Annotated in this window: 19 protein-coding genes; 4 read left to right on the plus strand and 15 right to left on the minus strand. The window is 46.4% G+C overall.

The window, feature by feature from the left end; genetic code table 11:
* Position 1: 1 nt before the first annotated feature.
* The 10 genes from MHI01_RS09550 to MHI01_RS09595 all read right to left on the minus strand — a co-directional run bounded on the left by MHI01_RS09550 (position 2) and on the right by MHI01_RS09595 (position 10,211).
* Complete coding sequence (locus MHI01_RS09550; RefSeq protein WP_036610048.1) at positions 2-691, minus strand: response regulator transcription factor; 690 nt, start codon at positions 689-691, stop codon at positions 2-4.
* 176 nt (positions 692-867) lie between these two features.
* Complete coding sequence (locus MHI01_RS09555; protein WP_340982992.1) at positions 868-2,532, minus strand: S1C family serine protease; 1,665 nt, start codon at positions 2,530-2,532, stop codon at positions 868-870.
* 148 nt (positions 2,533-2,680) lie between these two features.
* Positions 2,681-3,343, minus strand: coding sequence for a response regulator transcription factor (locus MHI01_RS09560; RefSeq protein ID WP_340982993.1), 663 nt, complete (start codon positions 3,341-3,343; stop codon positions 2,681-2,683).
* Between the two features lie 18 nt (positions 3,344-3,361).
* Positions 3,362-4,387 carry a HAMP domain-containing sensor histidine kinase gene (locus MHI01_RS09565; protein ID WP_036669825.1) on the minus strand — a complete coding sequence of 342 codons (1,026 nt, stop codon included), beginning with the start codon at positions 4,385-4,387 and terminating at the stop codon, positions 3,362-3,364.
* 3 nt (positions 4,388-4,390) lie between these two features.
* Positions 4,391-5,419, minus strand: a complete 1,029-nt coding sequence (gene liaF, locus MHI01_RS09570) for a cell wall-active antibiotics response protein LiaF (protein WP_036610055.1) — start codon at positions 5,417-5,419, stop codon at positions 4,391-4,393.
* A 198-nt stretch (positions 5,420-5,617) separates the two neighbouring features.
* The gene (locus MHI01_RS09575) at positions 5,618-5,833 is read right to left on the minus strand and encodes a hypothetical protein (protein ID WP_036610057.1); all 216 of its coding nucleotides are present in this window, start codon (positions 5,831-5,833) and stop codon (positions 5,618-5,620) included.
* Between the two features lie 112 nt (positions 5,834-5,945).
* A complete protein-coding gene (locus MHI01_RS09580; RefSeq protein WP_081595013.1) occupies positions 5,946-6,485 on the minus strand; it encodes a 3D domain-containing protein in 540 nt (179 codons plus the stop codon).
* 428 nt (positions 6,486-6,913) lie between these two features.
* Positions 6,914-8,851: a threonine--tRNA ligase gene (gene thrS / locus MHI01_RS09585; RefSeq protein WP_340982995.1), complete on the minus strand. Its 1,938-nt coding sequence runs from the start codon at positions 8,849-8,851 to the stop codon at positions 6,914-6,916.
* Between the two features lie 159 nt (positions 8,852-9,010).
* Positions 9,011-9,151, minus strand: coding sequence for a hypothetical protein (locus MHI01_RS09590; RefSeq protein ID WP_155985060.1), 141 nt, complete (start codon positions 9,149-9,151; stop codon positions 9,011-9,013).
* A gap of 115 nt (positions 9,152-9,266) precedes the next feature.
* Entirely contained in the window at positions 9,267-10,211 is a 945-nt protein-coding gene (locus tag MHI01_RS09595) for a putative sporulation protein YtxC (RefSeq protein ID WP_340982997.1), read from the minus strand.
* Positions 10,212-10,391: 180 nt separating this feature from the next.
* On the opposite strand from MHI01_RS09595, the gene MHI01_RS09600 reads away from it, so the two are divergent.
* The 4 genes from MHI01_RS09600 to MHI01_RS09615 all read left to right on the plus strand — a co-directional run bounded on the left by MHI01_RS09600 (position 10,392) and on the right by MHI01_RS09615 (position 13,847).
* On the plus strand, positions 10,392-10,796 hold the full coding sequence (locus MHI01_RS09600) for a hypothetical protein (protein ID WP_051447154.1): 405 nt from the start codon (positions 10,392-10,394) through the stop codon (positions 10,794-10,796).
* Positions 10,797-11,090: 294 nt separating this feature from the next.
* On the plus strand, positions 11,091-11,585 hold the full coding sequence (locus tag MHI01_RS09605; RefSeq protein WP_340982998.1) for a cation:proton antiporter regulatory subunit: 495 nt from the start codon (positions 11,091-11,093) through the stop codon (positions 11,583-11,585).
* Between the two features lie 4 nt (positions 11,586-11,589).
* Positions 11,590-12,828, plus strand: a complete 1,239-nt coding sequence (locus MHI01_RS09610) for a cation:proton antiporter (RefSeq protein ID WP_036610060.1) — start codon at positions 11,590-11,592, stop codon at positions 12,826-12,828.
* A 113-nt stretch (positions 12,829-12,941) separates the two neighbouring features.
* Positions 12,942-13,847: a YitT family protein gene (locus MHI01_RS09615; RefSeq protein WP_051447155.1), complete on the plus strand. Its 906-nt coding sequence runs from the start codon at positions 12,942-12,944 to the stop codon at positions 13,845-13,847.
* 316 nt (positions 13,848-14,163) lie between these two features.
* Here the strand turns inward: MHI01_RS09615 and MHI01_RS09620 are convergent, their stop codons facing one another.
* The 5 genes from MHI01_RS09620 to MHI01_RS09640 form a co-directional block, all read right to left on the minus strand.
* Positions 14,164-15,177, minus strand: a complete 1,014-nt coding sequence (locus tag MHI01_RS09620; protein ID WP_340982999.1) for a zinc-binding alcohol dehydrogenase family protein — start codon at positions 15,175-15,177, stop codon at positions 14,164-14,166.
* A complete protein-coding gene (locus MHI01_RS09625; RefSeq protein WP_340983000.1) occupies positions 15,174-16,151 on the minus strand; it encodes an aldo/keto reductase in 978 nt (325 codons plus the stop codon). The genes MHI01_RS09620 and MHI01_RS09625 overlap by 4 nt, the downstream gene beginning before the upstream one ends.
* Positions 16,152-16,384: 233 nt before the next feature.
* A complete protein-coding gene (gene mqnC / locus MHI01_RS09630; RefSeq protein WP_036611015.1) occupies positions 16,385-17,521 on the minus strand; it encodes a cyclic dehypoxanthinyl futalosine synthase in 1,137 nt (378 codons plus the stop codon).
* Between the two features lie 241 nt (positions 17,522-17,762).
* Positions 17,763-18,935 carry a trans-sulfuration enzyme family protein gene (locus MHI01_RS09635; protein WP_047842272.1) on the minus strand — a complete coding sequence of 391 codons (1,173 nt, stop codon included), beginning with the start codon at positions 18,933-18,935 and terminating at the stop codon, positions 17,763-17,765.
* The gene (locus tag MHI01_RS09640) at positions 18,932-20,119 is read right to left on the minus strand and encodes a PLP-dependent transferase (protein WP_340983001.1); all 1,188 of its coding nucleotides are present in this window, start codon (positions 20,117-20,119) and stop codon (positions 18,932-18,934) included. The genes MHI01_RS09635 and MHI01_RS09640 overlap by 4 nt, the downstream gene beginning before the upstream one ends.

The following is a 20,119-nucleotide window of genomic DNA, read 5'->3' on the forward strand; positions in this document are numbered from 1 at the left end:
ATTAGGAGTCACCTCTCAGAATATAGCCGGCTCCCCGGATGGTCTGGATTAGACGCTTGCCACCGTATTCTTCGGTCTTCTGTCTGAGCATAGCAATGTACACTTCAAGCACGTTAGACTCACCGCTGTAATCATAACCCCAGATTTTATCCATAATCAGATCACGGGACAGTACCCGTCTTGGATTTTGCATAAACAGATTCAACAGTTCAAATTCTTTGGCAGTCAGCTCCAGACGCTGCCCATCTCGCAATACTTCACGTGAGTCATTGTCCAAAATGATATCTTCATACATTAAGCGGTTGTCCGGCGTACCCGCACTATCTGACTTGCGGCGCAGCAATGCCCGGACACGTGCCAATAATTCTTCCAGCGCAAAAGGTTTTACAAGGTAGTCATCGGCTCCCGTGTCCAGTCCGGTCACCCGGCTCTGTACTTCATCCTTGGCCGTAAGCATCAGCACAGGCACTTTACTGCCTGCTTCTCTCAATCTCCGACATACCTCAAATCCGTCAATCTGCGGCATCATCACATCCAGCACAACGATGTCCGGCTCCTTGTCCATCAGTTTGCTGAGGCCTTCGGCTCCATTGGAAGCCGTCTGTACCTCATATCCTTCAAAAGCCAGCCCCCGGCGGAGCATGGATACAATTTTTTCGTCATCATCCACAATCAAAATAGTTGAGCGCATGGTGGTCTTTCTCCTTTATCCTAACGTTTTATCCCATTGTAACAGGCAGAAGCACAATCTGCATCTTCAAGTAGGCGTCTCCAATCCGTCCTGGTCCATTGTAACCCTGCTTCATCAGGGCAAAAAAAACGGAAGGGCCTTCAAACCCTTCCGTTGTGTTAATCCTTGCCCGATATTTATGGTTGCTGCTGTTGTGTATCTGTTGTTTGTGAAGTATCAAAATCATTTTTGTTGCCAATTGTGATTTTCAGATCCATCTTCTTACCATCACGCACCACGTTTAATGTAACTTCACTGCCGATCTTCTGTTTCTTGATGAAATCAATCAGGTCTTGACTTGTCGCATAAGGCGTACCGTTAGCACCTGTGATGATGTCATATGCACGAAGATCTGCTTGGTAAGCCGGTGATTGGAAGATCGTGCTGGCTACAACTGAACCTTCGGTAACGTCTGTTCCCATTTGTTTAGCAACTTCAGGCGTGAGAGCCATCAGAGACGCACCGATAAAGGGTACTGGCTCTTTGGGAACTTCTTTGTTCTCTTTAAGATATTTAACGGCTTCAGAGATGACGCTCGACGGGATTGCAAAACCAATTCCCTGTGCATCTGCGCTTACTGCAACGTTCATTCCGATAACTTCCCCATTCAGGTTAAGCAACGGACCACCGGAGTTACCCGGATTAATCGAAGCATCTGTTTGCAACAAATGGCTGTACTCACGTGTTTTTCCTGTTTCTTCATCTGGAATGCTGATCGTACGTTCTTTGGCACTCAGTACACCTGCTGTAACCGTGTGTTCGAATCCTTCAGGATTACCAATAGCTACAAGCCATTCACCGACTTGAGTACTGTTGGAATCACCCAGTGGAGCTACAGGGAACGCATCGTCACCACTGTTTTTCTCAATTTTCAATACAGCCAAATCCAGATCAAAGCTGCTTCCCAGCAATTTAGCCTCATAAGGCTTGCTGTTGTTCTCCAGGGTTACCTGGATTACATCTGCACCCTGAACAACGTGTTGGTTCGTCAGGATATATCCTTCTTTGTCAAAAATGAACCCGGAACCAATGCCCATAGGCACAAGCTGATTACCGCTTTGTGGTTGCTGGCTTTGGCCTTGATTGCCTTCCGTTCCGCCCCCATTACCAAAGAAGTATTGGTACAGCGGATCACTTGTATTTGATCCACCCTGACCCAATCCTGTACGTGAGGACTGCTTCGCGAGTGTTTCGATTTTGACGACAGCCGGACTTGTACTTGTTACTACGGAAGACACATCTTCTTTGCCTGTTGGCAGTAACGACGCTGTGACATTGTTGCCTCCGCCTGTGTTTGTAGACGCTTCCTGTCCTGAACTTTGATTGTCTGTGTTCGTAAGTGCCGTCTCCGGTGTGAACATGTTTGTTCTATCAGCTGTGTACATGAGAACGGTGATGACCAGCATCCCGGCAATAAAGGAAAATAGAAGTGATCTTACGGAAGAACGTGGCTTGCGGTTATTATAGTTCCAGTTGCCTTTGCCGCCATTCCCTTGATCTCCACCGTTACCTGAGCCGTTTCCGCCGCCTGCTGATGATCTTTTCGCTTGTTCGGATGGTTCACTATTATAGTAAGTAGGTACGGGTCTCACCGGATCAGGTTTTGTAATCTCTACATTTCCTTCTTCACGCTGATTAGTGCTTCCCATGTGATTTGCTGTATCTTCCTGATTCACGGACTGAAAAGGTCCATAAGAATAATAATAGGAGGATTCGTCCGTTCCGGAAGAATTGCGATTCTCCGTTTGTTTGGTTTCGTTTTCCTCGTCTTGACGGTTCGATCTATAGTTGCGTTCGTCCATGCCTCTCTACCTCCCAATCTCTTATTCCCAAGAGATATTCTTTAACTGTCCTTATTTTGTACTTTAAACCTTAACCGTACCTTAAAAACAATTAAAAAGGAGATAAAAGCACATAAGAATAGACTCTTTTCCCCGTCACGACGGCATTTTACCCTTTCGTTTTCACCCATCCCTGACGATGAGCATAGATGGCCAACTGTGTACGATCGTCCATCTCACATTTCATCAGCAGGTTACTTACATGTGTTTTGACGGTTTTGATACTGATATGTAATTCTTCTCCAATGTCTTTGTTGGTCTTTCCCTCTGCAATAAGCAGCAGCACTTCCTTCTCCCGTTCAGTCAGACCCGATTCACTCTCTCTCGCTGTACGTTGTCTGATTCCCCGGGTTAACGCCTGCGAAACATCACCTGTCATAACAGGCATGCCTCTATATGCCCCTTGCAGAGCATAGATCAGTTCTTCAGCAGAGACTGTCTTCAGTACATAACTTACCGCACCCGCTTCAATCGCTTGCACAACCAGATCATCCTCCAGGAAACTGGTGAGCATCACAATTTTCATCCATGGAAATTCAGTCATGATGGCTTTTGTTGCTTCAGCGCCATTCATTACAGGCATCATCAGATCCATCAGGATCAGGTCCGGCATTTCACTATCATTTAACTTACGTAACTGATCAAGCGCATCCTGCCCATGGCCCGCTTCTCCCATCACATGAAAAGTAGGTTCCAGCATCAGATATGTTTTCAAGCCCATGCGCACCATATCATGGTCATCCACAATCATCACGTTTACTTTACCACTCATTGCGTCTCCCCCTCTGGTTCACTCAGGAACGTTCGGGAATTTCGGGATCAATACCCGTACCGTCGTTCCCGCTCCCGGTTTCGATATAATCTGAACTTGCCCCCCAAGCTTCTCCGCCCGTTCACGCATGGTAGATAACCCGTATGAACCCGGACGCTCCGCTTGCTGTAAAAATCCCTGACCATCATCGCTGATGCTCATGCTGATCTGATGTTCACTCTCCCGTATGGACAGACTAACCACTCCAGCCTCTGCATGCTTCACGACATTGGCAACTGCCTCCTGAATAACAAGAAACAGCTGGTGCTCAATGGCATCCGAGATTCCGCCATCCAGTTCCAGCTCTTTCACACCTTTAAGACCATTCTGCCTGCAATAATCAGGAAACCAACTATCCAGTGCTGCGGTGAGGTCACGCCCTTCCAGCTCCACCGGTCGAAGTTGGGCAATCAGTCCTCGCATCTGACGCTGTGCAATATGTGACATCTGTATTAACTGGTCCAGTACTTTACCGCCATGTTCCGGATTCATCTCCAGCAGTCGCGGTAAGGACGAAGCCGACATATGCATGGCAAACAGCTGCTGGCTAACCGTGTCATGGAGGTCCCTTGCCATTCGTTTGCGCTCTTCAAGCACAGCCCGCTCCGAGGCTTGCTCCTTCTCAATGACTTCCTGCTCACCGAGGCGCTGAAGCAGTCTCATCTTTTTCTCAATCGAATCCATCATGACATTGAACTCCTGATAGACACGACCAAACGAAGCGTCATCCGCTTCAGGCATGCGCACCGCCAGATTACCCTTGGATACTTTCAACATGTTGAGATCAAGCAGGTCGATCTTGCGTTGGAGTCGTAATGCAGCGATATATCCGGTGATAACGGTGGCCAGCACAACAACAGCAACATAGGTCCATGCCCGCTGACGACCAGCCCCCATCAACACCTCTCCATACAATAGATAGAATCCGCCCAGTGTAATCAGACCAGTTAGCGCAAAATACATCATCAGTTCCCATTTATTGGCCTTGAGAATTGTTCGAATCATGCATTAACCCACCTTATTCACTTTGACGTCTCCGATAAACACACTTACAATAATCCGTACTTTTTTGCTTGCTTCATGGTAATGGGCAGTTTCAGCCTGGGCACTACTCAGGAATCCGCCGCGTTTCTGGTTCAACAGTGACATATCTCCAATGAAGGAATTTGTCGTCACCGTCACACCCAGATCCATATCTTCCGGAACAAATACTTTCACATCCCCAATAAATGAAGAAATGACAATCTTCGTCTCCCCATAAGGAATCTGTGCCTTCGTCAAATCAATTACAGTATCTCCGATAAAAGCCGAGATGTTCATTGGTTTCAACGAGAACACTTCCTGCCCCATGTACAGATCACCGATGAACGCCGATTTATTAATTGTATTGCCACTGCCATAATCCCCATAACCATTTCCGTAGCCATCATCATAATGTTCTCCGTATCCGGTATCGTTAGAGTTATACGATTGATGTTTCTTCTTATATTGATGCCCTTGTGATGATGAATCCGTTGATCCTGTGAAATGAGGGCCATGTGCATCGTTCTTCTGTTCCTGTTTTGGTTTGCCAAATGTTTTCTCGAACTGTTCGTCAAACGATGACGGCATCTCCAGATCCTCCGGAGCCAACGGTTTATAAGGTTGCTCAGGTGCTGGAGGTGGCTGCATCTTGTCATGATGTTTCCGATCACGACGTCGTGGCCCGATCAGTACAAACAATCCTCCGCCAATCAGCATAACCGGGATCAGATAACGAATGAACTCCCCCATGGAGTAATCAATCCATCCCAGGTTACGGGCAAGAAAGTAACCACCAATTGCCAGTACAATTACCGGTCCTATAAAGGCGTAACCCCCGTTGCGACGAATCTCGGAGATTCCTTTGACCCCCCACCAGATTAGAAATAACGGCCAATATGTTCTGAAAATATATCCTACATCAATGTCATATCCCAATTGTCTGAACAAGATCATCGCACCAATAGCAATAAGAGGTATGCCAACCCACCAGCGGTCACGCGTCGATCGTTTCATCGCTCATGTCTCCTTTGTCTGTATTGTGTAATCAGTGTAACTCAGACAAGACAATGAGAACAGCGGCGGCAGGTGGAATTCATCTCGGTCTCGAGACTGAGATGGGAGGATATTAATGTAAAAAACTTCGCATATGTAAAACACCCCGGAGCTGCTGCTCCAGGGTGCTGAATCATCATTTGATTAATGAATCTTCAATTATTTTTTGTATTTTGATGCTTTGCCTTGACCTTGGCCAGTTTGGCCTGTGTTTTCTACACCGAACTCGGCATTGTATTTTTCATCAGGTGTTTGGAAATTATCTTGTACTTTGTTTTGAGCGGATTGCTTCACTTTTGCTGCTGCATTCTCTTCTCCAAACTCTGCATTGTACTTCTCGTTTGGCGTTTGGTACCCTTGTGATTTTTTAGCCACAACGAATCACCTCTCTCTTCATATTTACGATGCATTGCTGCACCGCGGGGTTCGTCCCCAGTCAGTATTATGTGAAGAGAGCACTTCAGTTATTCATGTTCAACATGTGAAATTAAATGGCCTTGTCCAACCACGAATCAGGTACAGATTTGTACACATCGATTGCATCGGCCAACTCGCTGAGCATCTTTTCTGTACACTTTCCAGCGCCTTGCCTGATCACCTGTACCTCCACATCTTTTTTGCCCCACTCTTTGTACACTTGCTTGGTTGTCGGGAAATACAGATCGATTTTATTACCTTTGATCGCTGAACCCGTATCTGCAACAATTCCGTAACCATAGCCTGGAATATACAGAATGGAACCCATTGGGAACAACTTCGGATCAGCTGCAATCGTGGAAACTGTTTCTTTATCACGACGTACTTTTACACCAGAATACGTAATTCCGTATTGAGGATGTTTGGGTCCTTTTCCTGTAGACTCCACACCTGCCGTATATCCCGTTGCTGTAACCTTTTGTGTACCCAGGATTTGTTCTGAACGCGGAGCAAGCACCGGCATAGACGGATCTGCCACTTGTTTCTCAGGAAGCTCAGGCCTTGGAATGACCATCGGTTGCGGTGACCACAATAAAGCCATATACACCATGGTCGTCAGCTGGGCCTCGTCGCTGTATTGATGGCTAACCTGTTCCGGAAATTCTTGATCAGACTTGCTCGATGTTTCAATTTTCGGACCTTCACTGCCGCTGCTCTGACTCTCGACATGCAGTACTGTACTTTCCTCTTCAAATGTATAGGCATCCGCCTGATTCAGGTTAATCATCATCCCGGCGAACATCACACAGCCAACCAATAAACCCCGAATATGTTTCTTTTGAATTGAGAATTGCTTTTTCATTGTATAACCTCCCCCTCACTGCAAAGGTTTTCCAAAAAGCAATTAATCTATACTTTTTACTGCAAACACTACGAAAAAACGCCTGAATAACATAGGTCAATCCCATGTTATTCAGACGTTATTCAGAGTGATCAGCGCAACTTATGCACTGGTTATCTGATAGATCATTTGTTCATTTATACCAAACGTGTTGCAATTTCTTCTTTCAATTGAGCGATAATTTCATCGACCGGTTTCATGCCCAGATCGCCTTCTCCACGCTTACGCACGGATACGGCTTCTGCATTACGCTCATTCTCACCAACAACAAACATATAAGGCATTTTCTCAAGCTGCGCCTCACGGATTTTATATCCAAGCTTCTCGTTCCGCAGATCGGCTTCAGCAGAGATTCCCGCACGTTTCAGTTTCGCTTCCACTTCACGCGCATAATCGTCGAAGTTTCCGGATACCGGGATCACTTTTGCCTGTACCGGAGACAACCACAATGGGAAAGCTCCTGCAAAGTTCTCCAGCAAGAATGCTGTGAAACGTTCCATTGTACTAATTACACCGCGGTGAATAACGACTGGACGATGTTTCTGTCCGTCATCGCCCACATATTCAAGTTCAAAGCGCTCAGGCAACAGGAAGTCCAGTTGAACCGTAGACAATGTCTCTTCTTTGCCCAGAGCTGTTTTGATCTGTACATCCAGCTTCGGACCGTAGAACGCCGCTTCACCTTCAGCTTCATAGAATGGAAGGTCAAGTTCTTCCACAACTTCACGCAGCATGCGTTGGGACATCTCCCACATCTCGTCGTTCTGGAAGTATTTCTCGGTATCCTGCGGATCACGATAGGACAGACGGAAACGGTATTCGTTAATACCGAAATCCTTATAGACTGTTTGAATCAACTCGATAACACGAGCGAACTCTTCTTTGATCTGATCCGGCCGTGCAAAAATGTGTGAGTCGTTCAGTGTCATTGCACGTACACGATGCAGACCTGTTAATGCCCCCGACATTTCATAACGGTGCATCATACCAAGCTCTGCAATACGGATTGGCAGATCACGGTAGCTGTGCATGCTGGACTTGTACACCATCATATGGTGAGGACAGTTCATTGGACGGAGAACAAGTTCCTCGTTATCCATTACCATTTTCGGGAACATATCTTCCTGGTAGTGCTCCCAGTGTCCAGATGTTTTGTACAATTCCACGTTACCCAGAACTGGTGTGTATACATGCTGGTATCCCAGGCTTTCTTCCAGATCCACAATATAACGCTCCAGAGTACGGCGCAGCTTCGCACCGTTAGGCAACCAGATTGGCAAGCCTTGACCGACCAGTTGGGAGAATGTGAACATTTCCAGCTCTTTACCCAACTTACGGTGATCCCGTTTTTTAGCTTCTTCGAGGAAGTGCAAATGATCGTCCAGCTGTGCTTTTTTCACAAAAGCCGTACCATAGATACGTTGAAGCATTTTGTTTTTGCTATCTCCACGCCAGTAAGCACCCGCGACATTCATCAGTTTGAACACTTTGATTTTGCTAGTTGATGGTACGTGAGGGCCACGACACAAGTCGAAGAATTCACCTTGCTCATAAATCGTAATCACGCTGTCTGCTGGCAAATCACGAATCAACTCAAGTTTGTAAGGATCGCCCACTTCTTCGAACGTTTTGATCGCGTCCTCGCGGCTAACTTCCTTACGTACAATTGGCAAGTTCTCATTCACAATACGTTCCATTTCCTTCTCGATCTTTTGCAGATCTTCAGGATTGAGCGCATGTTCGAGGTCCATATCATAGTAGAAACCATCTTCAATGACAGGGCCGATACCGAGGCGTACCTCTTTGTTCCCATATAAACGTTTCACTGCTTGAGCCATCAAGTGAGCTGTACTATGACGCATCACTTCAAGTCCTTCTGGTGAATCCAGAGTTACGATCTCCACCAATGCTCCCTCATGAAGTGTTGTGGACAAGTCCACCACGATACCATCCAGCTTGCCGGCTACGGCATTTTTGCGCAATCCGCTGCTAATTGAAGCGGCTACGTCCTCAATGCTACTGCCATCCGCGTACTCACGTACCGAACCATCCGGTAATTTAATGTTCACTGCCATTTGTCTCATTCCTCCTGTTAATGTAACCTTTGTGTCCAGATATTTATGGACTGATTATCTATTGCTATTCCAGTCATTTTGCAAAGGAACGCAAAAAACACCCGTCCCGGCAAAGGGACGAGTGATATATACTCGTGGTTCCACCCTAATTCAGCTGATTCATCCATATTCGGAAATACAGCCCTCATTGGCATGACGATAACGGGCATGACCCGGCAGATCCTTACTCGCGGATAATCCCCAATAAAGGCGATATTCTAACTCCACTTTCAAAATTGCAGCTACAAAGGGGTAAACCATACGTGATATCCGGAGGAAATTTCAGCCTTGGTTCCTCTCTCTGCACCGATCTTGCGTGTGGTTGTTGTCTTTGTCAACGCTTTTGGTTCAATGGTTCACATGAAAAATTCATGGATCAACAGTTATTATAATTGCCGAGATCACTTGCGTCAAGACCTGTCAACAATCCTGAGCGCAGCACTTCGCATTCCGGGCAATGATGACATATTTGCACTTTGTCTTCAAAGATCTGGCATATGGTCGAGATGATTGGCAGATCCGGGGTGCGTGTATGGAGCATGACCTTCTCAGGAGAGATTGAGATGAGTGTACTTACAATCATATCTTCAATATCCATCTCCAGTTCCAGACCCGGCATTTCCACAACGACCTGTTCATCCTTTTGCACGGGTAACAGATTAAGTCCAGCATCCAGGACCTGAAATTCATGCATTCCCTTGTGTACAAGATGAACCAGAGGTACTTTGGTTTCTTGAAAAAACACAAAATATTTTAACAGCCCCATAAACTCTTCATACTGCCGATCCATCCAAAACTCATCCAGCGCATACTCCACTAATTCCTGAAGCTCCTGCTTATATGGCCGTATGCGGAAGTTGATAATGCCTTCAAGGTGAAAAAAGTGAACATCCTCCAGGTCCTGCCGTAGTCCACTGGCTAACGTAGTACGACGGCGCTCTCGAAGTCCGGGCTGATCCAGATCACCATTTAATAGAAGTGGCATGCAGATTCGATTGACCTTTTCCACCTCATGCTCATCCATGACAGAACACGCCTTGGCGATCATATCCTCCACCATGCTCCGTTCTTGTGTCTCCATAATGAAGTCGGCGAGTCCAAGGGAGAGCAGATCACTGATCCGGGGAAGCCATTGCTGGAATTCTTCGTGATTCTCATTCCCTCTGCACACCCAGGTTGCTCTTCCATCATTATGTTTGAAGGTGAGCCGAAATCCTCTTTTACTTATATGTAAACCTTTGGTTTTTTCCTTGACACAACGATAAAATTGATCCGCTTCCTCTTGCCCCGATACATCGGTCCATACAGCAAACAGTTCCACAAGAATCACTCCTTTCCTTCCTGTTCAAAGTATATGGCAAGGCCGATGGGGATATACGAAGCGGATTGATGGAAAGCGTGTCATGATTTCTCAGTATATTATAAAGAGGTTTGGAGTTAAGACAAAAATGTGTTATTATTTTAATAACAGTATATTTCACGGGAAAGGAGGGAAGCCAAAATGAGACAACAACCTAGAATACTCCACTACACTATCATTATCATTTTGTGCGTTTTCCAAGCCTTGTGCTTCCCTATTCCGATGCAGTCCGAATCTGCCGTTGGGGTGTCTGTAGAAGCAACTTCCAACAAGGAAGTGCTGTTGCAAATACCCGAATCCCAGCAGAAACCTGTCATTCGCAAATATCCACAAGTTATGTCCAAGCTGATTGCGGTTACGCATAATAAGCCTGTCTTTCTTGTCCTCGCATTGTTATTGATGCTGCGAATCCCTACAACGGGTCTGTCCTTTAAACCGTGGTATTGTCTGTTTAAACGCAGATTATTTCTGCTACCTATTAAGTTTACCAGCATGTATGTATCCCTCACCCCTATAGCACCAAAATACGTGAACGCTCTTCACTAGCCGTTACGACGTATTTACAGGTTGCTTTTGCATGAAGACACCTCTGTAATTTAAGACGGTGCGCTTGTGCATAACTTATAACCCTTTTAGCACACGTTAGATAAACCCATGTTTATGACAGTACCTATTTTTGTTGTACCCACACCGACAAATTCAAATCATATGGCTGTGTCAGGAATTTCTGGCTCTGTTTACCCGCATCTTTTGATGTTCCCTTGAGCAGCAGATTAATCATTTTCGGGAAATAAGCCTGTCTTCTATGGCCAGCCCCTAATTATAAGGAGGCAACAATCCATGGATGTACGCGAAACAGACTTGCCGGGAATCGGCAAAAAATTTCAGATTGAAACAAGCAGCGGTGATAAAATTGTCATTATTATTCACGATGACGGTCGCCGGGAAATGTACCACTTCGAGTATGATGATCCCGATCAAAGCATCTCGATGATCACACTTGACGATTACGAAGCACGACAGATTGCTGCTATTGTTGGCGGATTAACTTACAAACCAAAACAGCTTGAAAATATTGAAGTGACGTTTGACGACCTGATTATCGAGTGGTACAAAGTCGAACCATCCTTCGGAAGTATCGGTAAATCCATCGGTGAATTGGACGTACGTCAAAACTCTGGGGCAACGGTTATCGCCGTTGTAGAGAAAAATCACAAAAAACATATCAGCCCAGGTCCGGAGGTAGTTATCAGTGCAGAATCCACGGTGGTAGCCGTTGGCGAACGCAATCAGCAGAAACTGTTTAAATCCCTCCTCCTGACTGGAAGGGGGTAAATAGATGGATCATTTGATATTCGAAGTAGGTCTGGCCCTTGTGCTCATTGCAGCAGCCGGCCTTTTATCGGCAAAACTAAGATTTTCGGTCGTTCCATTTTATATTCTGATCGGGATGGCCGTTGGGCCACATGCCATGAAAATCTGGCATCTGGACTTCCGTTTTATTGAAAGTCAGCCTTTTATTGAATTTATGGGTCGGATCGGTATCCTGTTCCTTCTCTTCTACCTTGGACTTGAATTCTCGGTAGGTCGTTTAATTAAATCGGGTCGCTCTATTGCAGTTGGCGGCTCGATCTACATCGGCATTAACTTTACGCTGGGATTAATATTCGGTTTTGTGTCCGGTTTCCCAGTTGCAGAAGCACTTATTATCGCAGGTATAACTACCATCTCTTCCAGTGCCATTGTGGCCAAGGTACTCGTCGATTTGAAACGAACGGCCAACCCGGAAACAGAGATGATATTGGGTATTATTATGTTCGAAGATGTATTCCTCGCTGTATATATCTCGATCTTGTCCGGACTTGTGCTTAGTGATTCATCCTCCATCGGAGGCGTCATCATGTCCGCACTTATTGCACTCGGATTCATGCTTATCGTGATTATTCTTGGACGCAAAGCAACACCGCTACTAAACAAATTGCTTAAAATTCGATCGAATGAGCTATTCTCTCTCGTTGTATTTGGAGCCTTGTTCCTGGTAGCTGGTTTCTCTGAAACTATTCATGTTGCCGAAGCGATTGGTGCATTACTGGTTGGTCTGGTGCTTGCTGAAACAGAACACGCGAAACGGATTGAGCACTTGATTCTACCGTTCCGTGACTTCTTCGGAGCAATCTTCTTCTTCAGCTTTGGATTGTCCATTGATCCGTTGTCCTTGGGTGGCGATGCCGTCTGGTTAGCTCTGATTGCAGTTGTTATTACATTGTTCGGTAACTTCCTGGCGGGTATGCTGGCCGGGCGCAGTGCAGGACTATCACCCAAAGCATCGGCGAATATTGGATTAACCATTGTATCACGGGGTGAGTTTTCCATTATCTTGGCCAACATGGGTAAAGCCGGGGGACTGTTGCCAATGATTCAACCGTTTGCCGCGCTGTATGTCCTAATTCTGGCCATTCTGGGTCCTTTATTAACCAAAGAGTCCAAACATGTATTCCGTTTATTGGATAAAATATTCAAGTTCAAAGATCCTCGGAAAAAGAAAGAAGAACCAAAGGTTCTGCAGAAAGAAGGATAATCCCTATGTCTGTACAGAACAGACATACTAACGTACTTCGCGGCTCTTACGCCGATCTTTCTGTGACTAACCCAGGGAGAATGGCTCGAAAGCCGCACTAAGGAGGATGACCTATGAAAGCACCTCTGATATCGGCTAATCCGGTGCCAAACACCGCCAAGACCAGGATATCGTCTACCCGCCGCTGGTTAAACCTGTTTCTCGTTATTGCGGGCGGAATTCTGGCCTCCGTGGGACTTGAATTGTTCTTACACCCCAATAAGATTATTATTGGAGGCATTACAGGCATTTCCTCACTCTTCGCCCACTGGACCGAAATGAGGATTGGTTTGTTCCTATTTTTATTCAATGTGCCGTTTATATTTCTGTCTTACAAGATTGTGCAGAAGAAATTTGTACTGGTTACTGTTCTAGGTCTGGTTGTCTTTTCGATCGGTGCCATTGTGCTTCATCCCATGCCGCCACTTGTAGAGCATCCGCTGGCTGCTGCCATGTTTGGCGGATTATGCCTCGGACTCGGAATTGGACTCGTCGTGCGGTATGGCGGGACACTGGATACGCTGGAAATCGGTGATCCGTCTTCCCGCCCACCTGAACGTGTGTTTAGCGGAAAACGGATGCTTATCGAAAAAATAATCATGCTGCTTAACTTGTTGATACTGACAGCCGCTGGTGTTGTCTTTGGCTGGGACCAAGCGATGTATTCCGTAATCGCCTACCTTATTGCTTATGAAATGGTGTACATTGCGTTCAGGGGCTTCTCTTCCAAACGCAAAGTATGCATATTGACCACACAAAGCTCTCAAGTTGAAAAAGCTGTACGCAAACGGCTACGCCGTGAACCTGGAATTCTGGAAGCCACTTCTGACTCAACACAACTCGCGATGGCGGAAGGATGGATCAGGCAAATCCCGGGTGCACTTTATTATGAGGTACATGTGCTGGAGATGATCTGGTTAAAGTCCATTGTGCGTCACATTGATCCACATGCGGGTATTGTAACGAATCCGGAAAAATAATAGCTCATGTAAGTTGAACTAAAGATATTTACACTGACACCACGATGACAGAACAACCTTCCAATCGCTGTTATCCCCAGATTTTTTTGATTCCCTTTTCTCAAGGGAAAAATCCGGGGATAGCGTATGCTTTCGGAGCAGCTTTCTTTCAGAAAGCTTTCAGGCGAACGCTTCGCTTTTTCAGGTTTTTTCTGCCCTCTTCGTTATCGTGTAATTTTAATTCAACTTACAAAAAACGCTCTCTTACCCTATGGATGAACAGTATTGTCCACCAAGGTCAGAGAGCGTTTTTTTCTGTTATTATAATTAATTGTTATTATAGTTCAACGATGGCTTTGACTACATGTGAATCTGGCAAAAGCCATTGGTCTATTGCCGTAGGTAGCTCATTAAATTCCACTCGGTGTGTGATGTACCCATCCATGCTTAATTTCTTTTGACGCAAGGTCGACAGGACCTGTTCAAAATCTTCACGGGTTGCGTTTCGACTGCCCAGGATACTCATCTCCCGCTTGTGAAATTCGGGGTCATGAAAGGTAATATCCGCTTTTACCAGTCCAACAAAAATGAGTTGACCACTATGCGCCACATATTGAATGGCCTCATTCATGGAATTCACGTTACCTGTTGCATCGAAGACAGCTGTAGCATAGTCGCCTCCCGTAATTTCAGCCACTTGTTGTACAGCATGTTCATTGGCCTGTACCAGGTCATCCGCTCCAGCCCAAGTCCGGCTAAGCTCCAGCCTGTCCAGATTACGATCAACGGCAATAACACGCGCTCCAGCCTGTTTGGCGAATGCCATCACACCCAATCCAATGGGGCCAGCTCCAATCACAACCACATGCTCACCAGGTTTAATTCCTGCTCTTCTGACGGCATGGGCTCCAATGCTTAATGGTTCTACCATTGCCGTCTCATCCAGTGTCAAACCTTCTGCTGAGAGCAAATGTGAGACAGGCACGCTGATTTTTTCTCTCATGCCTCCATCGACGTGCACACCCATGACTTGCATGGACGCACAACAATTGGTTTTTCCACTGCGACATGCAATACAGTGACCGCAGTGCAGATACGGAATAATACTTACCTGATCCCCAGGCTGTAACCCAGCCTCGTTCGGACCGATTTCTTCAATTACAGCCGCCAGTTCATGACCCAGAACACGAGGATAGGTAAAGAATGGCTGGTTGCCTTTGTACGCATGCAGATCCGTTCCACAGATCCCAATCCGCCGAATGGCAACCAACGCCTCTCCTTCTGCTCGTTCCGGTTGAGGCAGGTCCTGGAGCTTCAATTGATCTATTTCTTCACATACAATGGCTCTCATCGTAGTTCCCCCTTGGATGCTTCTGCTGTCGTGTTGCTTGGCTTCGTATTATATTCAGGTCTTCCGCTTGACCACGTCTCGTTATGCAATGGAGCCAGAATGCGCAGCACTTCATCCAGCAGGCTCTGATCCATCGGTTCCTCTATCCAAGCTGCATTATTGAGGATATTGCGCTGGCTGGCACTGCTCACCAGTGTTGTCGGAATTCGTTCATTCGACGTGGAGAATTGCACGGCCAACTTGGCAATGTCACTGCCTTGTTCTGCACAGAAGCGGGCAGCCTTCAGGCAGAGCTCTTTCACCCGATCGTCTGCCGGATGCCAGGCAGGAGCCCCTCGGGTACTCAACAAGCCCATAGAAAGAGGCGAAGCATTGACGAGGCCAATTTCTTTTTTTTCCAACAGGGGCAATAACGATAATAATGAGGTATCATTCAATGAATAATGACAATACGAGATGATCGCATCCGCATCGATCTGTGGCAGAACCTTCTCGAACAACGGCAAGGGCAATCCACAAATGCCCGCATGTCGTATAACTCCCTGCTCTTTCAGACGCAGCAACGTTGGAAAGGCTTCTTCTACGATGATCTCTGCTGGCACAAATTCTATATCATGCAGGAACAGAATGTCGATATAGTCTGTATGCAATCGATCCAGGCTCTCTTGCACACTATCCAGAATCCGCTGACGTGAAAAATCAAACTCATTTTCCCCATACCGTCCGGCTTTGGTTGATAACATATATGAAATGCGCGGCAAGCTGCGGATGGCTTCACCCAACACTGTCTCCGCCTTTGTCAGCCCGTAATAAGGCGAAACGTCTATGTAATTCATCCCCGCATCTACAGCCGCATGTACAGTGCGAATCCCTTCGTCCCGGTCAATGTCACGAAATACAGAACCGAGTGAGGATGCTCCAAAACTCAATACAGGTACGTCCAGTTCCGTCTTGCCAAGTATTCTTCTCTTCATCGGTTTAACCCCTTCCAGCGTGTCTGACTACACAAGTTCCCTTTCATTGTAACAGTTCAATTTCAATATAAAATATCGCCAATTGCGTAACATGTACTGTTTGATGACCTCGAACCGCAGAAAGAAATCAAAAAGCCCGCCGTCTCTCCAAACGGAGTAGTCAGCGGGCTTGGCTTCATAAATACTTATCTAACGATCAAAGTTTATAAAGAGTAGTATTGAATTAATTAGAATTAGTTCTGCATTACGAAATCTTCATGTACGGCATTTTCTTCGTCGAACATGCGCACAATCTCGTATCGGGTGTTACGTTGTGCCGGGATATAACCGGACTCCCGAATCAAACGGAGAATGGATTCAATGTTAACTTTATATGTTGCACCAGCAGCAGATACAACGTTCTCTTCAATCATCGTGCTACCGAAGTCATTACAGCCAAATTCAAGCGACTTCTTACCGATCTCAGGACCCATCGTTACCCAAGAGGATTGAATGTTCTTGATATTATCCAGCACCAGTCGGCTGATGGCTACAGTCTTCAAGTACTCTTCCGGAGTCTGACGCTCCAGCTTGAGGTTTGTATTATCCGGCTGGAAAGTCCAAGGAATAAACGCCAGGAAACCTTCGGAGTCATACTTGTTCGCAATACATTCGTCCTGAGCTTCACGTACACGGAGCAAGTGTAATGCACGCTCTTCCATCGATTCACCAAGTCCGATAACCATCGTTGCCGTGGTGTTCATACCGATGCGGTGTGCAGTTTGCATAACGTCCATCCAATCCCGCCATGAACCTTTCAAACGGCTGATCTTCCGACGTGTGCGGTCATCCAGAATTTCGGCACCGCCACCAGGCAAGGAATCCAGTCCAGCTTCGTGAATGGCACGAACAACCTCTTCCAATGTAAGGCCATCGGATACTTCAACCATTTTCATAATCTCCGCTGGGGAGAAAGAGTGCATCGTGATGTTTGGGAAACGCTCTTTGATGGCTTTCAACAGGTCTGTATAATAGCTGAAAGGCAAGTTTGGATTCGTTCCACCTTGCATCAAAATCTCGGTACCATTCACATCTTCCGTTTCCTGAATCTTCTGGAAAATCACTTCGTCCGGAAGCACATAACCTTCATCCGAACCAGGTCTGCGGTAGAAAGCACAAAAACGGCAGTACACATCACACACGTTTGTGTAGTTGACGTTACGCCCAATTACAAATGTTCTGTATGGTTCAGGGTGCATGCGTTTCATAATGACATTAGCAGCTGCCCCGATTTTGTCCACTTCATTGGATTCAAATAACTGAATCGTGTCTTCCAAGTCCAAACGTTCGCCCCGAAGGGCTTTATCTAAGATACGGTCTACCGTACTCATCGTAAAAAAGCCTCCCTCATGAAGAGAAATTATATAACGATCCGTCCCAACTTGTTCAAGAGAAGCAAGTTCTGGTGGCAACATCGTATTTCTGTACTCCACATATCGTAACACAGGTTACATGTGAAAAAAAGCACCTTATGTACAGGTGCTTTAAAAATAAGTAAAAATTTTTACATATGGAAAAGAATTAGTTCGAACTTATGTGATACGCATCGGCGTATTCGGGCATCCACTTTTGTTAGGATTCCTGAAGTGCTTGCTCCAAATCTACAATGAGATCTTCGATATCTTCCAGACCTACTGAGAAGCGCAGCAATCCATCTGTAATGCCACGGTCACGGCGAACCTCAGCCGGCATTGCCGCATGAGACATCATCGCTGGGTAGGACAGAATACTCTCCACAGCTCCCAAGCTTACAGCAACAATGGGGAGCTTCACCCGGTTAAGAACTGCTTTTGCACGATCACCTGAACCGACGTCAAAAGAAACGACAGCTCCATATCCTGTGGACTGGCGCTCATGTGCCTCACGGCCCGGATGATCCTCAAGTCCAGGATAAAAGACAGCGGTAATATCACTGCGCTCATTAAGCCATGCCGCCAGTTTGGCTGTGCTCCGTTCACTATGAGCCATGCGAGCCCCCAAGGTTTTCATCCCGCGCATCAGAAGCCAGGATTCTTGTGCCCCGAGTACAGTTCCAAGTCCATTTTGCAACTGTTTCAGTTGTACGCCAAGTGATTCCGTGCGAGCAACCGCTAACCCTGCCAGTACATCACTGTGACCTCCGAGAAACTTCGTAGCACTATGTACGACGATGTCCACACCAAGCTCAATTGGACGCTGATAGTACGGTGTCATAAAGGTGTTATCCAGAATTGTGATCAGGTCATGTTCCTTCGACCAGTCAGTTACGGCAGCGATATCCGTAATTCGCAGTGTAGGGTTGGACGGTGTTTCCATATAAACTGCCTTGGTGTTTGGCTTGAGTGCCGCTTTTACTTCATCTATATTCGTCATGTCTACAAAGGTTGTCTCGATCTGCATACGGCTTAATATGGAAGTAAGCAAACGATACGTACCTCCATATACATCTTCCGTTACAATCATGTGATCCCCTGCGGAGAACATCATGAACACGCTTGAGATCGCAGCCATCCCCGAAGAATAGGCAAAGCCTCGTGCGCCGCCCTCCAGCAATGTGATGTAATCTTCCAAAGCCTGACGTGTCGGATTACCCGAACGACTGTAATCATGTTGAGGCGGATTGAAGATATCAAAATGATGGAATGTTGATGCTTGATAGATCGGTACACTTGAGGCTCCGGTCGTTTTGTCAATCTCATCGCCAAAATGGAGCAATTTGGTATCAAATTTCAACTCGGAATTGGGCTTATTGTTGGACTCCCTCATGAGTGCACGCCTCCTTCCACTTCCTGCTGTGCAGCTGTCAGAGCATTGCCGAGATCTGCAATCAGATCATCTGCATGTTCAATGCCTACGGAGAACCGGAGCAGACGGTCATCTACACCTACGGCGTCACGAATTTCAAGCGGAATATCCGCATGAGTCTGTACTGCCGGATAAGTCATGAGTGATTCGACTCCGCCGAGACTTTCGGCAAAAGCAATGAGTTGGATATGACGTAGCAACGGTTCAACATAACGTGCATCCTTCACTTTGAAAGAGAAGATACCTGTATTACCGGTGGATTGTTTGTTCTGTATTTCATACCCCGGATGATCGGATAGGCCTGGATGATACACTTCAACCACCGCTGGGTGCTCAAGCAAGTATTTGGCAATAGTAAGTGCATTGTGCTCATGACGCTCCATGCGAAGAGCCAGCGTTTTCATACCTTTCATCAACTGGTAGGAGTCACTTGGAGATAATACCGCTCCAATGGAATTATGCAGGAACGCCATCTCTGCAGATAACGCCTCACCTTTGGTAATAATTAGACCGGCGAGCACATCATTATGTCCGCCCAGATATTTGGTAGCGCTATGAATGATGATATCGGCACCCAGTTCAATCGGACGTTGGAAAAATGGAGTCAACAACGTGTTGTCAACAATGGTCAACAGGTTGTAACTTTTCGCCCAGGAAGCAACGGCTTCCACATCGGTGATCATCATCAGTGGGTTGGTTGGTGTCTCAATAAATACAGCTTTTGTATTCGGTTGACGAACCTTCTCCAGTGCTGCCAGGTCATTCGTGTCCACATAACTTGCAGTTACGCCGAAACGGGACAGAATTCGTTCCAGCAGACGATAGGTTCCACCATACAGATCCAGCGATACAATCAGATGATCCCCTTGACCAAACATGGCGAAGATCGTTTGCAGCGCGGCCATTCCCGAGCTACAGGCAAACCCTGCATCACCGGACTCCAGCGCTGCGGCGGCTTCTTCCAATACTTTACGGGTTGGATTAGTCGTACGAATATAATCAAACCCCGTGCTTTGTCCAAGCTTCGGGTGGCGAAACGCAGTGGATTGATAGATCGGAAAGTTAATGGCGCCTGTTACCGGTTCATTGATGGACCCAATTTGTGCTAAGCGGCTTTCGATTTTCAACTTGTTGTTGTCTTCCAT

The organism is Paenibacillus sp. FSL M7-0656, assembly GCF_038003225.1.
Classification (GTDB): Bacteria; Bacillota; Bacilli; order Paenibacillales; family Paenibacillaceae; genus Paenibacillus; species Paenibacillus amylolyticus.

Excerpts from the sequence above, each read along its gene's own strand:
- mqnC (WP_036611015.1), bottom strand. The coding sequence starts at position 17,521 with ATGAGTACGGTAGACCGTATCTTAGATAAAGCCCTTCGGGGCGAACGT.
- MHI01_RS09600 (WP_051447154.1), top strand. The coding sequence starts at position 10,392 with ATGAGACAACAACCTAGAATACTCCACTACACTATCATTATCATTTTG.
- MHI01_RS09610 (WP_036610060.1), top strand. The coding sequence starts at position 11,590 with ATGGATCATTTGATATTCGAAGTAGGTCTGGCCCTTGTGCTCATTGCA.
- MHI01_RS09590 (WP_155985060.1), bottom strand. The coding sequence starts at position 9,151 with ATGGTTTACCCCTTTGTAGCTGCAATTTTGAAAGTGGAGTTAGAATAT.
- MHI01_RS09605 (WP_340982998.1), top strand. The coding sequence starts at position 11,091 with ATGGATGTACGCGAAACAGACTTGCCGGGAATCGGCAAAAAATTTCAG.
- MHI01_RS09625 (WP_340983000.1), bottom strand. The coding sequence starts at position 16,151 with ATGAAGAGAAGAATACTTGGCAAGACGGAACTGGACGTACCTGTATTG.
- MHI01_RS09640 (WP_340983001.1), bottom strand. The coding sequence starts at position 20,119 with ATGGAAGACAACAACAAGTTGAAAATCGAAAGCCGCTTAGCACAAATT.
- MHI01_RS09615 (WP_051447155.1), top strand. The coding sequence starts at position 12,942 with ATGAAAGCACCTCTGATATCGGCTAATCCGGTGCCAAACACCGCCAAG.
- MHI01_RS09620 (WP_340982999.1), bottom strand. The coding sequence starts at position 15,177 with ATGAGAGCCATTGTATGTGAAGAAATAGATCAATTGAAGCTCCAGGAC.
- MHI01_RS09580 (WP_081595013.1), bottom strand. The coding sequence starts at position 6,485 with ATGGTGTATATGGCTTTATTGTGGTCACCGCAACCGATGGTCATTCCA.
- thrS (WP_340982995.1), bottom strand. The coding sequence starts at position 8,851 with ATGGCAGTGAACATTAAATTACCGGATGGTTCGGTACGTGAGTACGCG.
- MHI01_RS09635 (WP_047842272.1), bottom strand. The coding sequence starts at position 18,935 with ATGAGGGAGTCCAACAATAAGCCCAATTCCGAGTTGAAATTTGATACC.
- liaF (WP_036610055.1), bottom strand. The coding sequence starts at position 5,419 with ATGAAACGATCGACGCGTGACCGCTGGTGGGTTGGCATACCTCTTATT.
- MHI01_RS09560 (WP_340982993.1), bottom strand. The coding sequence starts at position 3,343 with ATGAGTGGTAAAGTAAACGTGATGATTGTGGATGACCATGATATGGTG.
- MHI01_RS09565 (WP_036669825.1), bottom strand. The coding sequence starts at position 4,387 with ATGATTCGAACAATTCTCAAGGCCAATAAATGGGAACTGATGATGTAT.
- MHI01_RS09555 (WP_340982992.1), bottom strand. The coding sequence starts at position 2,532 with ATGGACGAACGCAACTATAGATCGAACCGTCAAGACGAGGAAAACGAA.
- MHI01_RS09550 (WP_036610048.1), bottom strand. The coding sequence starts at position 691 with ATGCGCTCAACTATTTTGATTGTGGATGATGACGAAAAAATTGTATCC.